Source organism: Amycolatopsis speibonae, from assembly GCF_042647925.1.
Lineage (GTDB): Bacteria > Actinomycetota > Actinomycetes > Mycobacteriales > Pseudonocardiaceae > Amycolatopsis > Amycolatopsis speibonae.
Genome location: NZ_JBHRWK010000012.1, coordinates 284,046 through 305,105, shown reverse-complemented (window position 1 = coordinate 305,105; position 21,060 = coordinate 284,046). Strand labels below are relative to the sequence as shown.

At 68.3% G+C, this 21,060-nt stretch carries 16 protein-coding genes, 2 pseudogenes and 1 riboswitch; of the genes and pseudogenes, 11 read left to right on the top strand and 7 right to left on the bottom strand.

The genetic code is table 11. From position 1 onward, the window contains the following. Together ACFOSH_RS07245 and ACFOSH_RS07240 are read right to left on the bottom strand one after the other, a co-directional pair. Positions 1-211, bottom strand: a pseudogene (locus tag ACFOSH_RS07245) (IS5/IS1182 family transposase); the annotation flags it as partial. A 589-nt stretch (positions 212-800) separates the two neighbouring features. Continuing rightward, positions 801-2,225, bottom strand: coding sequence for a hypothetical protein (locus tag ACFOSH_RS07240; RefSeq protein WP_378237896.1), 1,425 nt, complete (start codon positions 2,223-2,225; stop codon positions 801-803). 69 nt (positions 2,226-2,294) lie between these two features. Between ACFOSH_RS07240 and ACFOSH_RS07235 the strand changes: the two genes are divergently transcribed. Beyond that, a complete protein-coding gene (locus ACFOSH_RS07235; protein WP_378237895.1) occupies positions 2,295-2,420 on the top strand; it encodes a hypothetical protein in 126 nt (41 codons plus the stop codon). On the opposite strand, the gene ACFOSH_RS07230 is transcribed toward ACFOSH_RS07235, so the two are convergent. Next, positions 2,386-3,279 (bottom strand): NAD(P)-dependent oxidoreductase, encoded by an 894-nt coding sequence (locus ACFOSH_RS07230; protein WP_378237894.1) that lies wholly within the window; start codon positions 3,277-3,279, stop codon positions 2,386-2,388. The genes ACFOSH_RS07235 and ACFOSH_RS07230 overlap by 35 nt on opposite strands. Positions 3,280-3,328: 49 nt before the next feature. On the opposite strand from ACFOSH_RS07230, the gene ACFOSH_RS07225 reads away from it, so the two are divergent. The 10 genes and pseudogenes from ACFOSH_RS07225 (at position 3,329) to ACFOSH_RS07180 (ending at position 16,914) form a co-directional block, all read left to right on the top strand. After that, positions 3,329-3,718, top strand: a complete 390-nt coding sequence (locus tag ACFOSH_RS07225) for a MerR family transcriptional regulator (RefSeq protein WP_378237893.1) — start codon at positions 3,329-3,331, stop codon at positions 3,716-3,718. Continuing rightward, complete coding sequence (locus ACFOSH_RS07220; RefSeq protein WP_378237892.1) at positions 3,715-4,188, top strand: tetratricopeptide repeat protein; 474 nt, start codon at positions 3,715-3,717, stop codon at positions 4,186-4,188. The genes ACFOSH_RS07225 and ACFOSH_RS07220 overlap by 4 nt, the downstream gene beginning before the upstream one ends. 42 nt (positions 4,189-4,230) lie before the next feature. Then, a complete protein-coding gene (locus tag ACFOSH_RS07215) occupies positions 4,231-5,070 on the top strand; it encodes an enoyl-CoA hydratase-related protein (RefSeq protein ID WP_378237891.1) in 840 nt (279 codons plus the stop codon). Then, positions 5,067-5,675, top strand: coding sequence for an acetoacetate decarboxylase family protein (locus ACFOSH_RS07210; protein ID WP_378237890.1), 609 nt, complete (start codon positions 5,067-5,069; stop codon positions 5,673-5,675). The genes ACFOSH_RS07215 and ACFOSH_RS07210 overlap by 4 nt, the downstream gene beginning before the upstream one ends. Before the next feature lie 221 nt (positions 5,676-5,896). Continuing rightward, the gene (locus tag ACFOSH_RS07205) at positions 5,897-8,899 is read left to right on the top strand and encodes a ribonucleoside-diphosphate reductase subunit alpha (RefSeq protein ID WP_378237889.1); all 3,003 of its coding nucleotides are present in this window, start codon (positions 5,897-5,899) and stop codon (positions 8,897-8,899) included. A gap of 76 nt (positions 8,900-8,975) precedes the next feature. Continuing rightward, positions 8,976-10,052 (top strand): ribonucleotide-diphosphate reductase subunit beta, encoded by a 1,077-nt coding sequence (locus tag ACFOSH_RS07200; RefSeq protein WP_449224176.1) that lies wholly within the window; start codon positions 8,976-8,978, stop codon positions 10,050-10,052. A 145-nt stretch (positions 10,053-10,197) separates the two neighbouring features. Further along, a riboswitch (cobalamin riboswitch) is annotated at positions 10,198-10,418 on the top strand. A gap of 102 nt (positions 10,419-10,520) precedes the next feature. Next, the gene (gene metE / locus ACFOSH_RS07195; RefSeq protein ID WP_378237888.1) at positions 10,521-12,794 is read left to right on the top strand and encodes a 5-methyltetrahydropteroyltriglutamate--homocysteine S-methyltransferase; all 2,274 of its coding nucleotides are present in this window, start codon (positions 10,521-10,523) and stop codon (positions 12,792-12,794) included. Positions 12,795-12,931: 137 nt separating this feature from the next. Next, positions 12,932-14,377: a cytochrome P450 gene (locus ACFOSH_RS07190; protein ID WP_378237887.1), complete on the top strand. Its 1,446-nt coding sequence runs from the start codon at positions 12,932-12,934 to the stop codon at positions 14,375-14,377. Positions 14,378-14,615: 238 nt separating this feature from the next. Next, a pseudogene (locus ACFOSH_RS07185) lies at positions 14,616-16,432 on the top strand (putative bifunctional diguanylate cyclase/phosphodiesterase). 17 nt (positions 16,433-16,449) lie between these two features. Then, a complete protein-coding gene (locus ACFOSH_RS07180) occupies positions 16,450-16,914 on the top strand; it encodes a peroxiredoxin (protein WP_378237886.1) in 465 nt (154 codons plus the stop codon). Here ACFOSH_RS07180 and ACFOSH_RS07175 read toward each other — a convergent pair. From ACFOSH_RS07175 to ACFOSH_RS07160, 4 genes are all read right to left on the bottom strand, one after another. Beyond that, a complete protein-coding gene (locus ACFOSH_RS07175; protein WP_378237885.1) occupies positions 16,901-17,431 on the bottom strand; it encodes a GNAT family N-acetyltransferase in 531 nt (176 codons plus the stop codon). The genes ACFOSH_RS07180 and ACFOSH_RS07175 overlap by 14 nt on opposite strands. 240 nt (positions 17,432-17,671) lie before the next feature. Next, positions 17,672-18,835 carry an LCP family protein gene (locus ACFOSH_RS07170; RefSeq protein ID WP_378237884.1) on the bottom strand — a complete coding sequence of 388 codons (1,164 nt, stop codon included), beginning with the start codon at positions 18,833-18,835 and terminating at the stop codon, positions 17,672-17,674. Between the two features lie 127 nt (positions 18,836-18,962). After that, positions 18,963-20,225, bottom strand: coding sequence for a class I SAM-dependent methyltransferase (locus tag ACFOSH_RS07165; RefSeq protein ID WP_378237883.1), 1,263 nt, complete (start codon positions 20,223-20,225; stop codon positions 18,963-18,965). Between the two features lie 21 nt (positions 20,226-20,246). Beyond that, positions 20,247-20,942 (bottom strand): alpha/beta hydrolase, encoded by a 696-nt coding sequence (locus ACFOSH_RS07160; RefSeq protein WP_378237882.1) that lies wholly within the window; start codon positions 20,940-20,942, stop codon positions 20,247-20,249. Between the last annotated feature and the right edge of the window lie 118 nt (positions 20,943-21,060).

Here is a 21,060-nt window from a genome sequence, read left to right as displayed (position 1 = left end):
ACGAACTGCAGCACCAGCACCCACGCCAACCTCGCCGGCGACCACCCCGCACGGCCACGACTGGAGAACAGTTCAGCGAACTGCTCATCGCTGAACACCGGCCCACAGCATCACGGATCCGCATGCACAACGTCCCCTTCGGGAACGCCGCGCGAGCCACCCGCGCAGTCAACGCCGGGACTTCACCAAACGGCACCGGCTTCAACGACATCAGCAGCCACACTCCACAGATCCGCGATCATCACAAGACCCTGACCAGCGTAGACGCCACCACCCCGAATAAACCAACAGCATCGTTGGATGACCAGAAATCCACACAGTCCCGCGTCACCGGTCCAGTCGCGACGTGGCCGTCAGTCGATCGCCACGCCCGCCCCAAACGCACCAGCAACCACGCGGCTGCGCGTGAAGGCCCCTTCCCTCGGCTCAGCCGAGGAAACTCGACCTTCACACCTTCCCTCAGTAGCGCCGGTGGCCGTTCGGTCGAGTAGGTCGCGAAATGGCCAGCCCCGCATTGGGGTCGTGAGTGGTAAGGACGGTCAGAGCCAACAGTGTCTTAGATACCCACAGACGGACGACACGCGTGATTGGACGGGCCACACACGTGACTGGGTGGGCCACTCGCGGTGAGACCCAGCCGCGCGGCGTGTCGCCCGTCCAATCACGCGTATCGCCCGTCTGAGCACACGTGTCGCCCGCCCAATCACGCGAAGCACCGACTCGGCCGAACTGGTCGCGAGTGGCGACTCGGATTAGAACCCGAATCGCCACTCACGACCACCTGTACCGACGCCCCTCCGTCAGCCCCCGTACAGGGCACCGACCGCGGCATGGACCGAGGTCGAGTACACCGGGTCGTAGGTGTGGCGCCCGGCCAGGACGTCGCCGCCCTTCCGGCTGTACGTCCAGCCACCGTCGGCCTCGAAGCCGGGGTTCGTGACGTGGCAGCCGGTCAGGCTGATGTCGTCCATCCGCGCGGTGACCGAGTAGTTGGTGACGGCCTTCTTCTCGTACAGGCGCAGGGTGAGCGTCGCCGATCCGCCGCTCAGGCGCGGGGTGAGGTCGATCGGCGAGGAGGTGTACCAGTCGCTCCCCTCACTCGCCACGTCGCGCTCCCACACCTGCGCGCCGCCGACGATCGCCTGTTTCGCGTGGTACCCGAGCGGGCTCGTGGCAGGCCGGTCGTCGGTGTGCCACACGACCATCCGGCACGACGTCGACCCCGCGTCGAGGCGGATCGTCGTACTCGCGGCCGCGTAGTCCCCCACCGTCGTGGCGTTGTCCGGGTGCACGGTGAACACCAGCGCGCTGTTCCCGGTGTGCCCGACACGTTCGTCACCGGACTGCGCGCGTCCCGCCGTCAACGGCAGTGCGTACTGGATGACGCCGTCGAGCTTCCCCGCCTTCGTGTACTCCAAGCCGACCGCGGTCGCCGTGCGGACGTACTCGACGTCCGGGGTGATCGTGGTGCGCGACAGGGTCGAGGCGTACACCATCAGGATGGCCTTGCGGCTCTTGGTGGCGAGCCGCGCGACGATCTGGTCCAGCTGCGGGCGGAGACTCCCGGTCCAGAGTGTGTCGCGGTACGGGTCGTCGCGGAAGGGCAGGATGAGACTGTCGATACTCGTGGCGTAGGTGTCCACAAAGGACTGCGTCACCGCGTTGGCGTACACCACGGGATAGAAGTCCAGACCCGGCTGGATCGCCCGGGCGGCGGTGCGCATCCTGGCGGTGTAGTCCTTGGTGAAGGTGGACGTGTTGGCGTTGAAGTCGTCCATCGCCCAAGCCTTCAGGACCGGATAGCGCACCGAGAGCCGGGCGATCGCCTGCCCCCAGGCGACGTAGTCCTTCTTGTAGGGCAGGTATTCCGCACACGAAGTCCCGCCGGGGCATTCGGTCGGCGGAACCAGGTAGACCCAGACCGCGAGGCCGCTCGCCTGCGCGGCGGGCAGGAACTCCTGCTCCAGATCACCCCAGTCGGTGGACTTGTTGACCAGGAACGCGTACGTGTCCGCGTTCATCGCCCGGAGCCGGTCCACGGTCGCCTGCGCGTCGACGTGCCCGTCGGCCTCGCGGACAGGGTTGGCGTAACTGGCACGGATCCCCGGCGCGGGCGCCGCCTCGGCGGACTGCGCCGGCCCCGCGAGCAGCGAACCCGCGAACGCGAGCAGCAGCGCGACCACGGACCGTCTCGCGGCCTGCCGTGAGGGCAAGGGTGTCGTCATGGTCCCCGACCCTGCCGGGACCGCGCACAAGTTCCGTACACGGCCACGGCAGCCTTGCTACCTTGAAGGATGCGCAAACGGGACGGGTTCGGCGGCCTCGCGGTGCTGCTCGTCCTGATCGCGATGATCGTGCTGGTGACGGCCCTTCTGGTCTTCGGCGTCATGGCCGCGACGAACTACCTGCCTCGCCACTGACGAGCTCCCCCGCCCACTCGAACTCCCGGATCAGCACCGGGTACTGCTCCCCACCGTGCCCGGCCTCGATCGCACGGTCGGCCATCGCCTTGATCAGCCTCGGCAGTTCGGCGTTCACGCCCAGCGCCTCACTCTCCTCGACCATGTGCGCCATCGCCCGCGCGTCCGTCTCCAACGCCGACACCTCCGCGGGGAACGAGCCCTTGTCGACCTGCTCCGCGTACCCGGGCAGCCAGCCGGCCACCCCGACGGCGATCTGCTGCGCGAACGTCGCGTAGGTCGCGGCGTCGACACCGGCCGTCTTGAGCATCGCGGTGCCCTGGAGCCACGCGTTCAGGACGCTCCACATCATCGCCAACCCGGCGACGTCGTACAGCGACGCGAGCCCCGGGTCCTCGCCGAGATGGCTGACGGTGCCGAGCGCGCCGAGGTCGAAGTCCGGACGCGGACCGCTGAGCAGGATCACCGCCTCGTCGGTCCCGATCGACGACGGGATGGCCATGATCGCGCCGTCCAGGTAGCGGGCGCCCCGTTTTCCGGCCCACTCGGCGGCTTCCCGTGCCTGCGCGGAGTCGCCCGAGGTCAGGTTGACCAGCGTCGCGCCGTCCAGGTCGGCGTCGAGCAGGTCGTACACGGCCGAGTAGTCGGTGAGGCACACGATCGTCACGCCGCCCGCCGCGAGCGCGTCGCCGATCGTGGGCGCGAGCCGCGCCCCCTCGGCCACCAGGGGGGCGGCCTTGGCGGCCGTCCGGTTCCATACGGTCGTGGGATGCCCGGCCTTCAGGAACGCGCGGGCGAGCGCGGTGCCCATCAGGCCCAGGCCGAGAACTGTCACAGGTGCGGTGGTTTCGTTGTCCATGGCAGCATCGTCAACGTTGATACCGGTATGAAGGTCAAGTGGGGAAGCGATGAAAATCGGGGAACTGAGTCATCGGACGGGCGTCAACGCCCATCAGCTGCGCTACTACGAGGCCCAAGGTCTCCTGGAGGCCGAGCGCGGCTCGAACGGCTACCGCGAGTACGACGAGACGGCCCTGCTGCGGGTGAAGCAGATCCGGCATCTGCTCGCCGCGGGCCTGTCGTCCGAGGACATCGCGTACCTGCTGCCCTGCGCGATCGGCGAGGAGCCGGAGCTGATCGGCTGCCCCGAACTGCTGGCCGCGATGCGCGAACGGCTCGGGCGACTCGACGAGCAGCTGGCCAAGATCGCGCGGTCCCGCGACGCGCTCGCCGGTTACATCGACGCGGCGGAGCGGACAGGCGCGAAGACCTATCCCCCGTTCGAAGGTGCCGCGTGAGCGCGGAAGCCATCCGGTTGCGAGAGCAGGGCACCGACGAAGCCCGCCTGCGGCTGATCGAGCTGGCCGGACAGCACCCGAAGGACGCCGTCATCGCCTACCAGACAGCCTGGGCGCACGACGCCGCCGGACTGGAAGCCGAAGCCGCCCCGTTCTACGAACAGGCGCTCATCGGCGAAGGTCTGTCCACAGAGGACAGGCACGGCGTGTTCGTCGGGCTGGGCAGCACGTATCGCGTCCTGGGCCGGTACGACGAATCGCTGAAGACCTTGCGTCGCGGCCTCGACGAGTTCCCGGACGACGCGGCGCTGAAGACATTCCTCGCGATGGCCCTCTACAACGTCGGCGAGGCGCGCGAAGCAGCGGGAACGCTACTGAAGGTGCTCTCGGCGACCAGCTCGGACACCGGTGTCCAGCGGTACCGGCGGGCGGTCGAGTACTACGCGGATCACCTGGACGACGTCGAGTGACGCCTTATTGACACCTTGTCAACATAGCCTTACTTTCACGTCATGAGCGCGTACGCCGAAATCACCTACGAGGTCGCCGACCGCATCGCGACGGTCACGCTCAACCGGCCCGAGGCCCGCAACGGCTACACCATCCGCATGGCCGACGAACTCGGCGACGCGATGGACAGGGCCGACCGCGACGAGGACGTCCGCGTGGTGATCCTGACCGGCAACGGCAAGGACTTCTCGGTGGGCGCCGACCTCTCGCAGGGCGGATTCGACTTCGCCCCGGAGACCGGCCCGGACGCGGCCTGGCAGGAGCCGGCGGGACGCTGCTCCAAGCGGATCTTCACGATGAACAAGCCGGTGATCGCGGCCCTGCGGGGCGCGGCCGTCGGCGGCGGCGTCACGATCACGCTGTCGTGCGACTACCGACTGGCGTCCACCGACTCCCGGTTCGGCTTCGTGTTCGTCCGCCGGGGCATCTACCCCGAAGGCGCGTCCGCGTGGTTCCTCCCCCGGCTCGTCGGGATGGGCACGGCACTCGACTGGATGATCAGCGGCCGCGTCTTCGGCGTCGAGGAAGCGAAGAACGCCGGACTGGTCCACAGTGTTCACGAGCCCGACGAGGTGCTCGGCAAGGCCCGCGAACTGGCGCTCGAGATCGCCAAGACCACGTCGCCGGTTTCGGTCGCGGTGACCCGCCAGCTGCTGTACCGGATGGCGAGCGCCGCGTCGCCGTTCCCCGTGCACGAACTGGACTCGCGGCTGATCGGCGGCCTGGGCGCCAGCCCGGACGCCGTCGAAGGAGTCATGTCCTTCCTGCAGAAACGACCACCGGAGTTCTCCATGCGCGTCGACACCGACCAGCCCGCCTACCTGCCGTGGCGGACCGAGTGACCGCCTATCCCCCGGAGCCGTGGAACCTGGCGGGCCAGGCGTACCTGTCGGTCTGGCGTGTCCCGGTGAGCGAACTGCCCGAGCTGCCCGAAGGCGTCGAGCCGATCGCGCTGGGTGGCCGCGCGCAGGTGTTCACCGCCTGGATCGACTACCAGGAGCCCGGACAGTTGCGGTATCACGAGCTGCTGGCGACGGTCGCGGTCCGCGGCAAACGCGTCTCCAGCTCCATCACCGACATCTGGGTCGACAGCGAGGTCTCGCTCGCGGGCGGCCGCGCGCTGTGGGGCATCCCCAAGGACCTCGCCACGCTCGACTTCACCCAAGGACGGACCTTCACCGCCTCGGCGGCCACCCAGGAGGACTGGATCGCGACGGCCGCCTTCACCGCCCGGCCGAGCCTCCCGGTGCGGATGCCCGCCGCCTTCGACGTCGTCCAGATGCTGGACGGCCGTCTCAAAAGAAGCCCCGTCCTGGCGAAGGCGCGGCCGCGTCCGGCGGCCGCGGATTGGCGGATCAACGAGCACGGACCGTTCGGTTTCCTGGCCGGTCAGCGGCCTGTCCTGAGCGCCTGCCTGCGCGATTTCACGATCGTTTTCGGCGGCTGACCAGCCGCACAGCGTGATCGTCTAACCCGCCAGGGTGAGACCACGACACGCCACCCATTGGGGCACGTGCAGCCTCCGACCCCTACATGTAGTCTCTGAGAACCGGCACCGCCCAGCGACGGGGAGACCGCTCGGGAGCGGTTGTCGGACAGCTTGGTGAACCTGCAGCGCACGGCCTTGTCAGGCCTTGCGGTGCTTCAACGCGCCCATTGGAGACACGCATGTCAGTGGAAACCGGTCAGCGGCCACCTTCGTCTTCGGACACCACGCCCGCGACCGTGCGAGTCATCCGGCGGGACGGCAGCGTGTCCCCCTTCGACGCGAACAAGATCTCGGTCGCCGTGACCAAGGCCTTCCTCGCCGTCGAGGGCGGTGACGCGGCCGCTTCGTCGCGGATCCACCACCTGGTCAAGGAGCTGACCGAGCAGATCGAGTCCTCCCTGCTCCGCCACGCCGGTCCCGAGACCGCGCTGCACATCGAGCAGATCCAGGACATCGTCGAGCTCGCGCTGATGCGCGGCGAGCACCACAAGGTCGCCCGCGCGTACGTCCTTTACCGCGACGAGCGCGCGAAGGCCCGCGAGTCCGAGAAGCCGGCTTCGTCCGACGTCGCCATCAGCGTCAAGTCCGCCGACGGCTCGATCCGCCCGCTCGACTGGGCCCGCGTCTCGCACGTGGTCGGCGAGGCCGTCGCCGGACTCGACGACGTCTCGGCCGAGCCGGTGCTGGCCGAGGCCAAGCGCAACCTCTACGACGGCATCAGCGCCGACGAGCTCGCCCTCGCCCAGATCATGGCCGCGCGCGTGCTCGTCGAGCAGGAGCCGAACTACTCCTACGTCAGCGCCCGGCTGCTGGCGGACAAGCTCCGCGGCGAGGCGCTCACCTACCTCGCGGGCGCGCCGCAGCAGGCCAGCCAGGACGAGATGGCCACCCGGTACCCGCAGTACTTCCGGGACTACCTCAAGCGCGCCATCGAGCTGGAGCTGGTCAACGCCGAGCTCCAGACGTTCGACCTGGACAAGATCACCGCGGCCATCCACGCCGAGCGTGACCTCGACTTCGGCTTCCTCGGCCTGCAGACGTTGTACGACCGGTACTTCCAGCACCACGACGGCGTCCGCTTCGAGCTGCCGCAGGCGTTCTTCATGCGCGTCGCGATGGGACTCGCGATCCGCGAGGACGACCGCGAGGCTCGCGCCATCGAGTTCTACGAGTTGCTCTCGTCGTTCCACTTCATGGCGTCCACCCCGACGCTGTTCAACTCGGGCACCACGCGCCCGCAGCTGTCGTCCTGCTTCCTGACCACTGTGGACGACGACCTGGACTCGATCTTCCAGGCGTACAAGAACAACGCGCTGCTGGCGAAGTACTCGGGCGGCCTCGGCAACGACTGGACCCCGGTCCGCGGCCTCGGCGCGCACATCAAGGGCACCAACGGCCAGTCGCAGGGTGTCGTGCCGTTCCTCAAGATCGCCAACGACACCGCCGTCGCGGTGAACCAGGGCGGCAAGCGCAAGGGCGCGGCGTGCGCGTACCTGGAGACCTGGCACGTCGACATCGAGGAATTCCTCGACCTGCGCAAGAACACCGGTGACGACCGTCGTCGTACGCACGACATGAACACCGCGAACTGGGTGCCGGACGAGTTCCTCCGCCGCGTCGAGGCCGACGCGCAGTGGACGCTGTTCTCGCCGAACGAGACCCCGGACCTGCACGACCTCTACGGCAACGCGTTCGCCGAGCGCTACCGCGAGTACGAGGCCGCCGCCGAGCGTGGCGAACTGAAGGTGTTCCGCAAGATCCGCGCGGTCGACCTGTGGCGCCGCATGCTGACCATGCTGTTCGAGACCGGCCACCCGTGGATCACCTTCAAGGACCCGTGCAACCTGCGTTCGCCGCAGCAGCACGTGGGTGTCGTGCACTCGTCCAACCTGTGCACCGAGATCACGCTGAACACCACCACCGACGAGGTCGCGGTCTGCAACCTCGGCTCGGTGAACCTGCTCAAGCACGTGACCCCCGAGGGCATCGACGCGAAGCGCCTCGAGAAGACCGTTCGTACCGCGGTTCGCATGCTCGACAACGTGATCGACATCAACTTCTACACCATCCCGGAAGCGCGCCGGTCCAACCTGCGGCACCGCCCGATCGGGCTGGGCCTGATGGGCTTCCAGGACGCGCTGTTCGAGATCGGCGTGCCGCTGTCCTCGGACGCGGCCGTCCAGTTCGCGGACACCAGCATGGAGCACATCAGCTACTACGCGATCTCGGCCTCGACCGACCTCGCGGAGGAGCGCGGCCAGTACCAGACGTTCGAAGGTTCCTTGTGGAGCAAGGGCATCCTGCCGATCGACTCCCTGCAGCTGCTGATCGACGCCCGCCAGGGTGACGCGCTCGACGTCGACACCTCGTCCACTTTGGACTGGGCGCCGCTGCGCGAGCGGGTCAAGACCGTCGGTATGCGCAACTCCAACGTGATGGCGATCGCGCCGACCGCGACGATCTCCAACATCGTGGGCGTCGGGCAGTCGATCGAGCCGCTGTTCCAGAACCTGTTCGTCAAGTCGAACATGTCCGGTGACTTCACCGTGGTGAACCCGCACCTGGTCCGCTCGCTCAAGGCGCGCGGGCTGTGGGACGAGGTCATGGTTTCGGACCTGAAGTACTTCGACGGCAGCCTCGGCCAGATCGACCGCGTGCCGGACGACCTGAAGGCGCTGTACGCCACCGCGTTCGAGATCGAGTCGCGCTGGCTGGTGGACGCCGGTTCGCGTCGGCAGAAGTGGATCGACCAGGCTCAGTCGCTGAACCTGTACATCGCGGCGCCCAGCGGCCGCAAGCTCGACGAGCTGTACCGCTACGCCTGGCACAAGGGCCTCAAGACCACGTACTACCTGCGGGCGCGGTCCGCGACGCACGTGGAGAAGAGCACCCTGCGCGGCACCGACGGCAAGCTGAACGCGGTCTCGGCCACCCCGGCCCCCGCTACTCCAGCTTCGCCGAAGTCCGCCGCTCCGGCGCCCGCCGCTTCGCCCGCCCCTGCGGCTTCCGCCGCGGTTTCGCCGTCGCCCGCCGCCGCGGTCCCGGCCGTGCCGGTGACCGCCCCGGCACCGGCCGCCAAGCCGGAGCCGAAGGAGATCCCGCAGGTCTCGGACGTCGACTTCGTCGCCACCGACGGCGCCGCCTGCCGGATCGACGACCCTGACTGCGAAGCCTGCCAGTAAGACATCCTCGTGAGTGGCGATTCGGGTTGGAACCCGAATCGCCACTCACGACCCCACTCGTGAAGTGAGCCTCTGTATGACCACCTTTGACGCTTCCACCGACGCCACCGGCCTCGGCGAGATCGAAGTCGGCGCCGCCCGCATCAACGTCGACGACAAGCGGATGATCAACGCCCGCGCCGACGTCAACCAGCTGCTGCCGATGAAGTACACCTGGGCGTGGGAGAAGTACCTCGCCGGCTGCAACAACCACTGGATGCCGACCGAGGTCGCCATGCAGGCCGACATCGCGCTGTGGAAGTCGGCCGACGGCCTCACCGAGGACGAGCGCACCATGCTCAAGCGCAACCTCGGCTTCTTCGCCACCGCGGAATCGCTGGTGGCCAACAACATCGTGCTCGCGGTGTACCGCCAGATCACCAACCCCGAATGCCGCCAGTACCTGCTGCGCCAGGCGTTCGAGGAGGCCGTGCACACGCACACCTTCCAGTACATCTGCGAGAGCCTCGGCCTGGTCGAGGGCGAGCTGTTCAACATGTACCGCGAGGTCCCCTCCATCTCGGAGAAGGACGCGTGGGCGCTCAAGTACACGCAGAACCTGGAGAACCCGGACTTCGAGACCGGCACCCCCGAGGCCGACCAGAACTTCCTGCGTGACCTGGTCGCGTTCTACGTGATCTTCGAGGGCATGTGGTTCTACACCGGCTTCGCGCAGATCCTCTCGCTCGGCCGCCGGAACAAGATGATCGGCATCGCCGAGCAGTACCAGTACATCCTGCGCGACGAGTCGATCCACCTGAACTTCGGCATCGACTGCATCAACCAGATCAAGATCGAGAACCCGCACCTGTGGACCGAAGAGTTCCAGGCCGAGATCCGCGGCATGCTGACCGACGCGTGCGAGCTCGAGGTCGCCTACGCCCGCGACACCATGCCGCGCGGCATGCTCGGGCTGTCGGCCGAACTGATCGAGCAGTACATGCACTTCATCACCGACCGTCGCGCGCAGCAGATCGGTCTCCAGCCGATCTTCGGCGAGACGGAGAACCCGTTCCCGTGGATGTCGGAGGCGATGGACCTCAAGAAGGAGAAGAACTTCTTCGAGACCCGCGTCATCGAGTACCAGTCCGGCGGTGCCCTCGACTGGGACTGATCCCCGAACTCACGTGATCGAACACGGAACACGCCGGGCGGACTTCCGCCCGGCGTGTTCCGTCTCCAGACACGCGTGTCCCGTCTCTGATCACGCGTGCCGTCCGGTTCGTCACAGGTCCAGCGGGCCACTAGCGGGCCTGAGTACGCTGCAAGGTGCTACTGGTTCGACCGGCCTCCCAGGCCGGTCGAGGTAACAGGGAACCCGGTGTGAATCCGGGACTGCCCCGCAGCGGTATGTGGGAACGAAAGCCGTCACCGTGCGAGACACGGTAAAGCACTGGGTATGGCACCCGGGAAGCGACGGCCGGTAGGAGCGAGCGAGTCGCCCACGAGTCCGAAGACCTGCCCGTGGTACGTGCGCCGACGGCGTACGTGAGTCCGGGCCTCGTGGGATGGGCACGACCGAACGGCGGTCACTCCTGTGCGCGGCTCCGGGCTCTGACGACAAGCTCGCGAGGAGAGAGCTGTGACCGAAATCGGCACGACAGTGCTGGGCTATCCCCGGATCGGACCGGACAGGGAACTCAAGCGTTCACTCGAACGCTACTGGGCGGGCAAGATAGCCGAGGCCGAACTGCTGGACACCGGCCGCGCGCTGCGTACGCGGACCTGGCGGGAGCTCAAGGACGCCGGGCTGGACTCTGTCCCATCCAACACGTTCTCCCATTACGACCAGGTGCTCGACACCACCGAGCTGTTCGGGGCGCTGCCGGAGCGCTTCACGACTCTCGGTCTTTCGCCACTCGACGCCTACTTCGCCGCCGCGCGCGGAGTGCAGGACGCTCCGGCGATGGAGATGACGAAGTGGTTCGACACGAACTACCACTACATCGTCCCCGAACTCGGCCCGGACACGACGTTCTCGCTCACCGGCACCAAGCCGCTCGACGAGTACCGCGAAGCCCGCGCGATCGGCGTCGAGACGCGGCCCGTGCTGGTGGGCCCGGTGACGTTCCTGCTGCTCGCGAAGGCGGCCGAGAGCGCCCCGGAGGGCTTTCGCCCACTGGATCTGCTCGACAACCTCCTCGACGGCTACGTCGAACTGCTGAGGCGCCTGCATGACGAAGGCGTCGAGTGGGTCCAGTTCGACGAACCCGCCTTCGCCGCGGACCGCACGGAGCAGGAGCTCAACGCGCTCATCCGCGCCTACCACCGGCTCGCGAAGGAGACGACGCGGCCGAAGATCCTGGTCGCCGGGTACTTCGGCGGCCTCGGTCGCGGTCTGGGCGTGCTGGCCCGCTCCCCGATCGACGCGCTCGCCGTCGACCTCGTCACCGATGAGTCCTTTGCGGACGCCGTGGCGGCCGAGCCGGCCTTGCGCGACAAGGAGGTCCTGGCCGGGGTCGTGGACGGGCGCAATGTCTGGCGCACCGACCCGACCCGCGCGCTCAGCCGGGCGGCGACGCTGCTCGGCACCGCGAAATCGGTCAGCGTCTCGACATCGTGCTCGCTGCTGCACGTGCCCTACGACGTCGAGCGGGAGGATGGGCTCCACCCGCGTCTCAAGGGCTGGCTCGCCTTCGCCAAGCAGAAGGTCGACGAGGTCGTCCTGCTCGGCCGCGCGCTGACCGAAGAGAGCGTCGACCTTTCCGCCGCCCGCACCGCGGCCACGGACCGTGCCACGGCAGCCGACCTGGCCGACGCCGGAGTGCGGGCCCGGCTGGAGGCGTTGCGGCCGGAGGACACCGTCCGCTCCCCTTACGCCCGGCGCGCGGTGGCGCAGCAGGACGCACTGGGGCTGCCGCCGTTGCCGAGCACGACGATCGGCTCGTTCCCGCAGACCACCGAGGTCCGCAAAGCACGGGCCGCGCACAAGGCGGGTTCGCTGGACGACGCGGGCTACGAGGCCGCGATGAAGGCGGAGATCGAGCACGTCATCCGGTTGCAGGAGGACCTCGGCCTCGACGTGCTGGTGCACGGCGAGCCCGAACGCAACGACATGGTGCAGTACTTCGCCGAGCGGCTGGCCGGGTTCGCCGCCACCGACTTCGGCTGGGTGCAGTCCTATGGCTCGCGGTGCGTGCGGCCGCCGATCCTGTACGGCGACGTCTCGCGCCCGGAGCCGATGACCGTCGAGTGGGCGCGCTACGCGCAGAGCCTGACCACGAAGCCGGTCAAGGGGATGCTGACCGGGCCGGTGACGATCCTGGCGTGGTCGTTCGTCCGCGACGACCAGCCGCTGGGCGAGACCGCCCGTCAGGTGGCGCTGGCCATCCGCGACGAGGTGCACGACCTGCAGGAGGCGGGCATCCGCGTCATCCAGGTGGACGAGCCGGCGCTGCGGGAGTTGCTTCCCCTGCGCGCGGCGGCCCACGAGGCCTACTTCGCGTGGGCGGTTTCGTCGTTCCGGCTGGCGACGTCAGGGATCGACGACGCGACGCAGATCCACACGCACATGTGCTACTCGGAGTTCGGTGAGGTGGTCAAGGCGATCGACGCGCTCGACGCCGACGTCACCAGCATCGAAGCCGCACGGTCGAAGATGGAGGTCGTCACCGACCTGGGCGCGGCGGGCTTCGGCCGAGGCGTCGGGCCTGGCGTGTACGACATCCACTCGCCGCGTGTCCCCGACGTCGACGAGGTCAGCGGGCTGCTGCGGACCGCCGTCGGCGCGGTGCCCGCCGAGCGGATCTGGGTCAACCCGGACTGCGGTCTGAAGACCCGCGGCTACGCCGAGGTCGAGCCCGCCCTGCGGAACCTGGTCGCGGCCGCGAACGCGGTCCGCGCCGAACTGGGCTGACCGTTCCGTGAAGGCCTCCTTCCCTACTCTGAGAGTAGGGAAGGAGGCCTTCACGGACTTCTCCCCAGGTATTGTCAGGACGTCAATAAGGGTGCGATGGTGGAGCGGTAACCGGTCTCAACGGGGAGATGGTCACCATGGCGAACGCCGTCGAAAAGGTCACCGGGGCACTGCGCGAGCGGGTTCCGCCGCTCACCTCGATCCCTCTGCCGCGTTCGGTCGACCAGCGCTGGCTCGGCGCGACCTGGCCGGTCCGCGAACTCGCGCCCGCCCCGCCGGGCCTCAAACCCGTCCTCGGCGACGAAGGCCCGCCGGTCATCGGGCACGCGCTGGACTTCATGCGCTTCGGCGTCGAGTTCGGCCTCAAACGCCACGAAACCTACGGCCCGGTGTCATGGATGGGCGCGTTCGGCCGCCGCATCGTCGCCCTCTCCGGCCCGGAGGCCACGCAGATCGCGTTGGTGAACAAGGACAAGGCCTTCTCCCAGGAGGGCTGGAAGTTCTTCATCGAGCGGTTCTTCGACCGCGGCCTGATGCTGCTCGATTTCGGCGAGCACCATCTGCACCGCCGGATCATGCAGGCGGCGTTCACCCGGCAGCGGCTCACCGGCTACGTCGACCAGATGGGACCGGCCCTGCGCGACGGCATCGCCACGTGGGCGGACCGCCCGAACCCGCGGATCTACTGGTCCCTCAAGCAACTCACGCTCGACGTCGCGACGCGCGTGTTCATGGGCATGCGTTCCGGCGACGACGCGGTCGCGGTCAATCGCGCGTTCGTGAACTCCGTGCGCGCGGGCACGGCCATCGTGCGCTTCCCCGTTCCCGGCGGCCGCTGGGCGGCGGGTCTGCACGGCCGCAAGGTCCTCGAACGCTACTTTTCGGCGAATCTGCCCGCGAAACGGGCGAGCGACGGCGACGACCTCTTCACCGCCTTGTGCCATGCCACCACCGAAGACGGCGACCGCTTCACCGACGCCGACGTCGTCAACCACATGATCTTCCTGATGATGGCGGCGCACGACACGTCGACCATCACCAGCGCAGCCGCCGTCTACCACCTCGCCAAGAACCCCGAGTGGCAGGAACGCGCGCGGCAGGAGTCCCTCGCGCTCGGCGACGACGTACCGGACATCGAGGCGCTGGAGAACCTGAAGACCTTGGACCTGGTGATCAAGGAATCCCTGCGCCTGGTGGCCCCGGTACCTTCACTGGCCCGGAAAACCGTGAAGGACACCGAGGTTCTCGGGCATTTCATTCCCGAAGGGACACTGGTCGGGGTTTCGCCCACCGTCAACCATTTCTCGCCGGAGCACTGGACCGACCCGATGCGTTTCGACCCGGACCGCTTCGGCGAGGAACGCCGCGAGGACAAGTCGCACCGCTACGCGTGGATGCCGTTCGGCGGCGGCGCGCACAAGTGCATCGGCCTGCATTTCGGGACGTTCGAAGTGAAAGCGCTGCTGTACGAGATGCTGCGGGCCTATCGATGGTCGGTCCCGGAGGACTACACCGCGCGCTGGGACTACGTCTCGTTGCCCGTTCCCGCGGACGGCCTGCCGATCCGGTTGACGGCACGCTGACGCCCGGTCAGCGGACAACCACTTTCGAGTACTCTTGGTAACTTCCGGTCACCACTCGTGTAGTGGTGATCACCCTTTCAGCCGGTAGACACCCCGGATCGCGCGTGATGCCGTGGCACTACACCCGGTCGGCTCATACCTAATGTGGGTCCGTGGGCTCGGACACCCGGTCTGAGCTGGCCATAAACCGCGCATGAAGAGGTGAAGTGTGCCCGAACCTGGTTCCGCGCCAGGGTTGGTGGACGTCGCTCGGAGATGGGCCGCGACGCTCGCTGACACTAAAGGAGTATCGCTTCCCCAGGAGCAACTCGAAGAGTTCCTGCTCGGCGTCGCCCAGGACGCCGTCCGGACCGAACCCGACCACGAGCCTGCCCGGGATCGCTTCTCCAAGCTCTATTCCGCCTCCCCCATCGGGATCGCGCTCGCCGACTCCGACGGCGAGATCGTCGAGGCGAACACCGCGCTCGGCAAACTCCTCGGTTGCCGCCCGTCGGCGCTGCGCGGACGGAACATCCCCGAACTCGGCTCCGCCGACCACGACGTCGCCCGGCTGCGGAACGGGCTGTCCCAGCTCAGGGCGCTCGGCCAGCCGACCCAGCAGGAACGCCTGCTGCTCGACCACAGTGAGGAAGGCACGATCTGGGTCGACGTGACCCTCACCGACCTTCCCGGTGACCGGCCCGGCTCGACCTATCCGGTGCTGATGGTCGCCGACGCCAACGAGATCCACCTGCTGCAGGAACGACTGCTGCACCAGAACGTGCACGACGCGCTGACCGGCCTCCCGAACTCCACCGCGTTCGGCAACGCGCTGGAAACCGCGCTGGCCGGCTCCGGCACCGAGCAGGTCGCGCTCGTCTACCTCGACGTCGACGGCTTCAAGGTGATCAACGACGGTCTCGGCGCCGGTGTCGGCGACCAGGTGCTGCGCGGGGTCGCGAACAAGCTCAAGTCCGTGTTCACCGGCAGGCACAACGGTTCCGTCGCCAGGCTGTCCGGCGACGGGTTCGCCGTCCTGTTGCGCGGCGAGTTCACCCCGCCCCAGGTGATCGCGCTGGTCGAGCAGGCCCTGGAGGAGCTGGTCGAGCCGATCTACCTCGGCGGGCACGGCATCGGGGTCAGCGCGAGCGCCGGCATCGTCGTCCGCCCGGTCACCGACGGCGGACCGGAAGATCTGCTCCGGGCAGCGGAGATCGCCCTGCACCGCGCCAAGGAGGCGGGCAAGGCGCAGTGGATGCTGTTCGACCCGGAACTCGACGCGCGTGACCGCGGCCGCTACCAGCTCGGCGCGGTCATCGCGGGCGCGCTGGAGAACGGCGAGTTCTCGCTGATCTACCAGCCGACGGTGAAGCTCGCGAACCCGGACCAGCTGGCCCGGTGAACGCGGGGCTGCGCTGGACCCACCCGGAGAAGGGCGAACTGGACTCCGACGAGTTCTATCCGCTGGCGCAGACCACCGGCATGACCATCCCGCTCGGCCGGTGGCTGCTGGCGGAATCGCTCGCCGCCACCGCGCGCTGGCGGAACCGGTTCGGCGAGGCGGCCCCGGACGTCTGTGTGCGGCTGCCGAAGCGGCTGGCCATCGACCCCGATCTGGTGCTGATGGTCAAGGAACAGCTCGACCGGTACAGCTTGCCCGCGCAGGCGCTGCGGCTGTGCACCGATCGCGAATCCGTGCTCGACCCGCGCGGCGAGGTGCTGGACTCCTTCGCCGTACTGGCCGATCTGGGCGCACAGCTGGTGCTGACCATCTCCGGTTCGGCCGATCTGGAGCTGATCCCGCAGCACCGGCTGCCGGTCCGGCACGTGATCCTGTCCGGCGCGGTGGTCGACGCGCTGGCCGACGGCGAGAACGAGGCCGACGTCCGCCACCTGTGCCAGCTGGTCGCCAGGGCCAAGGAACTGAAACTGCGCATCGGCGCGGAAGGCGTCCACAGCCACGAACAGGCCGAGCGGCTGAAGCGGTACGGCGTGCTCGCCGCGCGCGGCTCGTTCGTCACCGATTCCGCGACCGGGGACGAGGTCGACGAGCTCATCGAACGGCACGCCCACTGACGTGGCAGGATCCGTCCATGGACCAAGGTGACATCGCCCCGGACTTCACCCTGCCCGACGACAAGGGCGAAGAACGCACACTGTCGGACTTCCTCTCGTCCGGCCCGGTCGTGCTGTTCTTCTACCCCGCCGCCATGACCAGCGGCTGCACCGCGGAAAGCTGCCATTTCCGTGACCTGGCCGCGGAGTTCGCCGAAGCAGGCGCGCACCGCGTCGGCATCAGCCCGGACGCCGTCGCCAAACAGCAGGAATTCTCCGCCAAACACGGCTTCGACTACCCACTGCTGTCCGATGTGGACGGTGTGGTGGCCAAGCAGTTCGGCGTCTGGCGCAAATTCAGCCCTTTGCACGCCAAGCGGCACACGTTCGTCATCGACACCGACCGCAAGGTGCTCGAAGTGATCAAGAGCGAACTGAAGTTCACCGTGCACGCCGACAAGGCGCTCGCGGCCTTGCGCGAGCGCAAGACTAAGGACGCTTGAGCCGCCAGATCCGGTTGACGCCCGCGCAGGCCGGGGCGAGCGGCGGTGCGGCGGCCTCGTCGCCGGTCATCGTGAACCCCAGCCGCGCGGGCACCGCACCGCTCGCGACGTTGTTCTTGTCGTGCCGGATCTCGACCTCCGGCGCACCGAGCCGGAAAGCCTCGTCCGCCAGCAACCTGGCGGCCCGCGTCACCAGGCCGCGGCCCGTGTGGTGGCGGCTGAGCCAGTAGCCGATCTCGATCCGGTCCGGATGGACGATCATGCCCGTGCCGCCGACGACCTCGTCCTCGGCGAAGATCGCGAAGTCGTAGGTGTTGCCTTCGGCCCAGTTCTTCGTGGTGTGCTCCAGGAAGCCGGCGGCCTCCTGGTGGCCGTAGCCGTCAGTGGCCCAGATCATCCAGGCGCCGAGGTGCTCAGCGGATCCTCCTGCGACGGCGGCAAGGGTTTCGAGCTGCTCCGGCTTCCAGCGGCGCAGCACGACGACGTCGTCGGCGAGGGTTTCGGCGGGCGCTTCCATCGGCCCATGGTGCCTCGCCGTCGCTCTGAGCGCCTCCGGTTTTCGGGGAGACTCGTGAGGGGCTAGAGCCGACGTTGTCTTCGGTATCTGCTGGATTCTGGGTGCTTGATCCCAGACCCGCGGTCGGTGAAGGCCTCCTTGCCTACCCTGAAGGTAGGCAAGGAGGCCTTCACGGACTCTACGATCGCCCCACACGCACCAGCAGTCACATCAGTCAGTCCGGGTGGTCGTGAGTCCGGATCAGGACAGGATCGCGCTGTCCGGGATCTCGGTGTCGTTCTTCAGCGCGTCGAAAAGCAGCTTCGACTTCGTCTTGTCCCAGTTCTCCGCCGAGCCGTTGGTCACCGGCACCGTCGTGGTGACGACGCCACCCGACGAGATCCCGCGCATCGCCAGCGCGAGCCCCACCAGGTTGTGCACGTGGTCGCCCGTGTCCATCGTCAGCGCGTCGGGCGCGGTCGACAGCAGCGGGAACAACGAGAACGGGTTCAGCAGCGTGCCGGGGCTGCCGATCTCGCTGACCAGCGCGCCGATGAACTTCCGCTGGTTGGCGACGCGGTCGAGGTCCGAACGCGGGGTCGCGTCGCTGTGCCGCATGCGGACGAACCCGAGCGCCTGCGGGCCCTGGAGGTCCTGACAGCCCGCGGGGATCTTGATCCCCGTCATGGTGTCCTCCATCGGCTTGTCGACACACATGGTGACCCCGCCGATCGCGTCCACGATCTTGGCGAAGCCGCCGAACCCGATCTCGGCGTAGTGGTCGATCCGCAGGCCGGTCGCCCCTTCGACGGTCTTCGCGAGCAGAGTCGGGCCCCCGATCGCGAACGCGGAGTTGATCTTGTTCTTGCCGTGCCCCGGGATGGCCACCTGCGAGTCGCGGGGCAAGCTCAGCAGCGTCGGCTTGGTGCTGTTGTCCGGGACGTGCGCGACCATGATGGTGTCGGTCCGCTTGCCGCCGGCCTCGTTGCCGGAACCGGTGACCAGCCTCTCTTGCTCTTCGGGCGTCAGCCCGTCCCGGCTGTCGGAGCCCACGATCAGCCAGTTGGTGCCCTCGGCCGCGACGGGACGACCGGAGTAGTCGGCCAGCGCGTCGACGCGGTTGATCGAGAACTCCAGGTACACCCACACACCGCCGAGGAACACCACGAACACGGTGAGCAGCGTGAGCAGCACCTTGCCGAAGCCCCAGCGCTTGCGTCGCCGCGGCGGGCGCGCACCGTCCATCGGACGGCCGGGAGGGGGCTCAGGACGGCGCGGAGGCGGGCCGGCGGGCCGCTCGGCACCTCCGTGCCCCATGGGCGCCGTACGCTCGTCGTACGGACTGCTCCCCCTGCCCGGCAGAGGCATCATCTGCGCGGGCTGATGCCGCCGGGGGCGGCCGGACGGCGGCCGCTGTGGCGGCATCCGTCGCCCTCGGTCGTCGCCTCCATACGTCATGCCGAATCACCCGTCCCGATTTCGCGTGTAGGGCCCAGTCAACCGCAGACCCTAGGTGAAGGACGTACGGCACCCCGCATCGGTTGGGTGGCTTTCACCGCCCGTTCTCGGCGAAGCCGAACTGGTGGAGCTTGAGATACCCCGAACGGAAGCCAGCTTCGGAGTACGCCAGGTAGAACTCCCACATCCGTTTGAAGACGTCGTCGAAGCCCAGTTCGGTGATCTCGTCCCACCGCTGGGTGAACTTCTCCCGCCACAACTGCAGCGTGCGGGCGTAGTCCTGGCCGAACTCGCGCACTCCCTGCAGGTGCAGCCGGGTGTGCGCCAGCATCCCCTGTTCGACCGAGGTGGTCGACGGGATGAGCCCGCCGGGGAAGATGTACTTGTGCACCCAGGTGTACGACCGGGCCGCGGCGAGCATGCGTTCGTGGTCCATGGTGATGGCCTGGAGCCCGAGCCTGCCGCCCGGCTTCAGCCGCTTCCCGATGGTCTCGAAGAACGTCGGCCAGTAGGACTCGCCGACGGCCTCGATCATCTCGACGCTGACGACGGCGTCGTACTCGCCGGTGGAGTCCCGGTAGTCGCACAGCCGGACGTCGACGCGGTCGGCGAAGCCCGCCGCCGCGATGCGTTCGGTCGCCAGCGCCGCCTGCTCCTCGGAAATGGTCAGCGACGTGACCCGCGCCCCGCGCGCGGCGGCGCGGATCGAGAGTTCGCCCCAGCCGGTGCCGATCTCGAGCACCGTGCTGCCTTCGCGGACCCCGGCGTAGTCGAGGACGCTGTCGATCTTGCGGTGCTGGGCGGTGGTGAGGTCGTCGTCCGGCCCGAACAACGCCGACGAGTACATCATCGACGGGTCCAGGAAAGCACCGAACAGTTCGTTGGACAGGTCGTAGTGGCGATGGATGTTCGCCCGCGACCCCTCGATGGTGTTCTCCTCGTCCGCGGGGTGGCCGCGGTCGACGAACCGGCGGAACCGTTGCAGCAGTGGCGGGATGAGCGTCGCCATCCGCTCCGCGAACGGGGTCAGCACCTCGGCGAGCGCGTCACTCGTCCAGTCGCCGACCATGTAGGCCTCGCCGAACCCGATCTTCGCGTCCACGCCGAGGCGGTGGAAGAAGGCGGCGGGGCGGTTGAGCCGCATCTCGGGCGCCTCCGGACCGCCGGCGCCCAGCCGCGAGCCGTCGGGCATGCGCACGCGGACGTTCAGCGGGCGCACCGCCTGCCGGAACAGCTGTTCGGCGATCCGGGCCCGGAACGGGGAATGCGGCGGGGTGGCCAATCCGGGCCACCGGGTTTCGTCAGGGGCGGGCAGGCCGGCCGGACCTGCCGTCCGATCAACGCTCGACGTGGACATAGGTGCTCCCTCCCACCCGGTCTAGACCGGGATCCGCAGCCGCTCGGAGCTCGGCCGATCCCAGGCCGCGCTGAGCGTTTCGTCAATTCCCCCGGCTTCGATCAGCTCGAGTGTGAAAGCCCGTACGAGACGGTTCCAGACGCGAGACCTTCGTAGCATCGCGTGCCCTTCGCCACCGATTTCAAACCGCGCGGACCGCGATGTCACCTTTTCGGCGCGTTCCGCGAAAGCGTGTGACGCCACCGGATCGGTCATCCGGTCCTTGGTCCCGTGCGCGATGAGCACGGCGCGGCCGCTGACGGCACCGATGGGTTCACCCGGTGGTGTCCACGGTGCCAGGGCGCAGACCCCGACGACAGCCGGATCGTCGGCGACGCGCAGCGCGACCCGCCCGCCCATCGAATGGCCGACGAGGACCACCGGCAGCCCCGGGTGGTCTTCGCGAACGCGTTCCAGCGCCCAGCGGGTGTCGGCCAGCGCGTCGGCGCCGTCGTCGTTCCAGCCGTAGATCCGGTTGCGCAGGAGCCGCACCTCGACCCCGTGCTCCCGGCCCGCCCGATGGACGTCCTTCGCCAGCGGCACCATCCGCTGGTACGCCAGCCGCCACGGCGCCACGCGGGCATGACTGTGCTCGGCGCCGCCGTGCAGTACCAGCACGACGGCTTTCGCCTGGCCACGTACTCGCCAAGTCCGCACAGCGGGATCAGCCTCGCTCACCCTGGATCCTCCAGTCTCCGAATCCCCGGCCGCAGCGATCGGGTCAACCTCGATCATGACCCGATGTATTCCACTTCTGCCATTGGTCCACGCGATACATTCGTCGCTGATCTCCAGA

Bases quoted from the DNA above. Each gene is read 5' to 3' on its own strand.
- ACFOSH_RS07240 (WP_378237896.1), bottom strand. From the start codon at position 2,225: ATGACGACACCCTTGCCCTCACGGCAGGCCGCGAGACGGTCCGTGGTC.
- ACFOSH_RS07235 (WP_378237895.1), top strand. From the start codon at position 2,295: ATGCGCAAACGGGACGGGTTCGGCGGCCTCGCGGTGCTGCTCGTCCTG.
- ACFOSH_RS07230 (WP_378237894.1), bottom strand. From the start codon at position 3,279: ATGGACAACGAAACCACCGCACCTGTGACAGTTCTCGGCCTGGGCCTG.
- ACFOSH_RS07225 (WP_378237893.1), top strand. From the start codon at position 3,329: ATGAAAATCGGGGAACTGAGTCATCGGACGGGCGTCAACGCCCATCAG.
- ACFOSH_RS07215 (WP_378237891.1), top strand. From the start codon at position 4,231: ATGAGCGCGTACGCCGAAATCACCTACGAGGTCGCCGACCGCATCGCG.
- ACFOSH_RS07205 (WP_378237889.1), top strand. From the start codon at position 5,897: ATGTCAGTGGAAACCGGTCAGCGGCCACCTTCGTCTTCGGACACCACG.
- ACFOSH_RS07200 (WP_449224176.1), top strand. From the start codon at position 8,976: ATGACCACCTTTGACGCTTCCACCGACGCCACCGGCCTCGGCGAGATC.
- ACFOSH_RS07190 (WP_378237887.1), top strand. From the start codon at position 12,932: ATGGCGAACGCCGTCGAAAAGGTCACCGGGGCACTGCGCGAGCGGGTT.
- ACFOSH_RS07180 (WP_378237886.1), top strand. From the start codon at position 16,450: ATGGACCAAGGTGACATCGCCCCGGACTTCACCCTGCCCGACGACAAG.
- ACFOSH_RS07175 (WP_378237885.1), bottom strand. From the start codon at position 17,431: ATGGAAGCGCCCGCCGAAACCCTCGCCGACGACGTCGTCGTGCTGCGC.
- ACFOSH_RS07170 (WP_378237884.1), bottom strand. From the start codon at position 18,835: ATGCCGCCACAGCGGCCGCCGTCCGGCCGCCCCCGGCGGCATCAGCCC.
- ACFOSH_RS07165 (WP_378237883.1), bottom strand. From the start codon at position 20,225: ATGTCCACGTCGAGCGTTGATCGGACGGCAGGTCCGGCCGGCCTGCCC.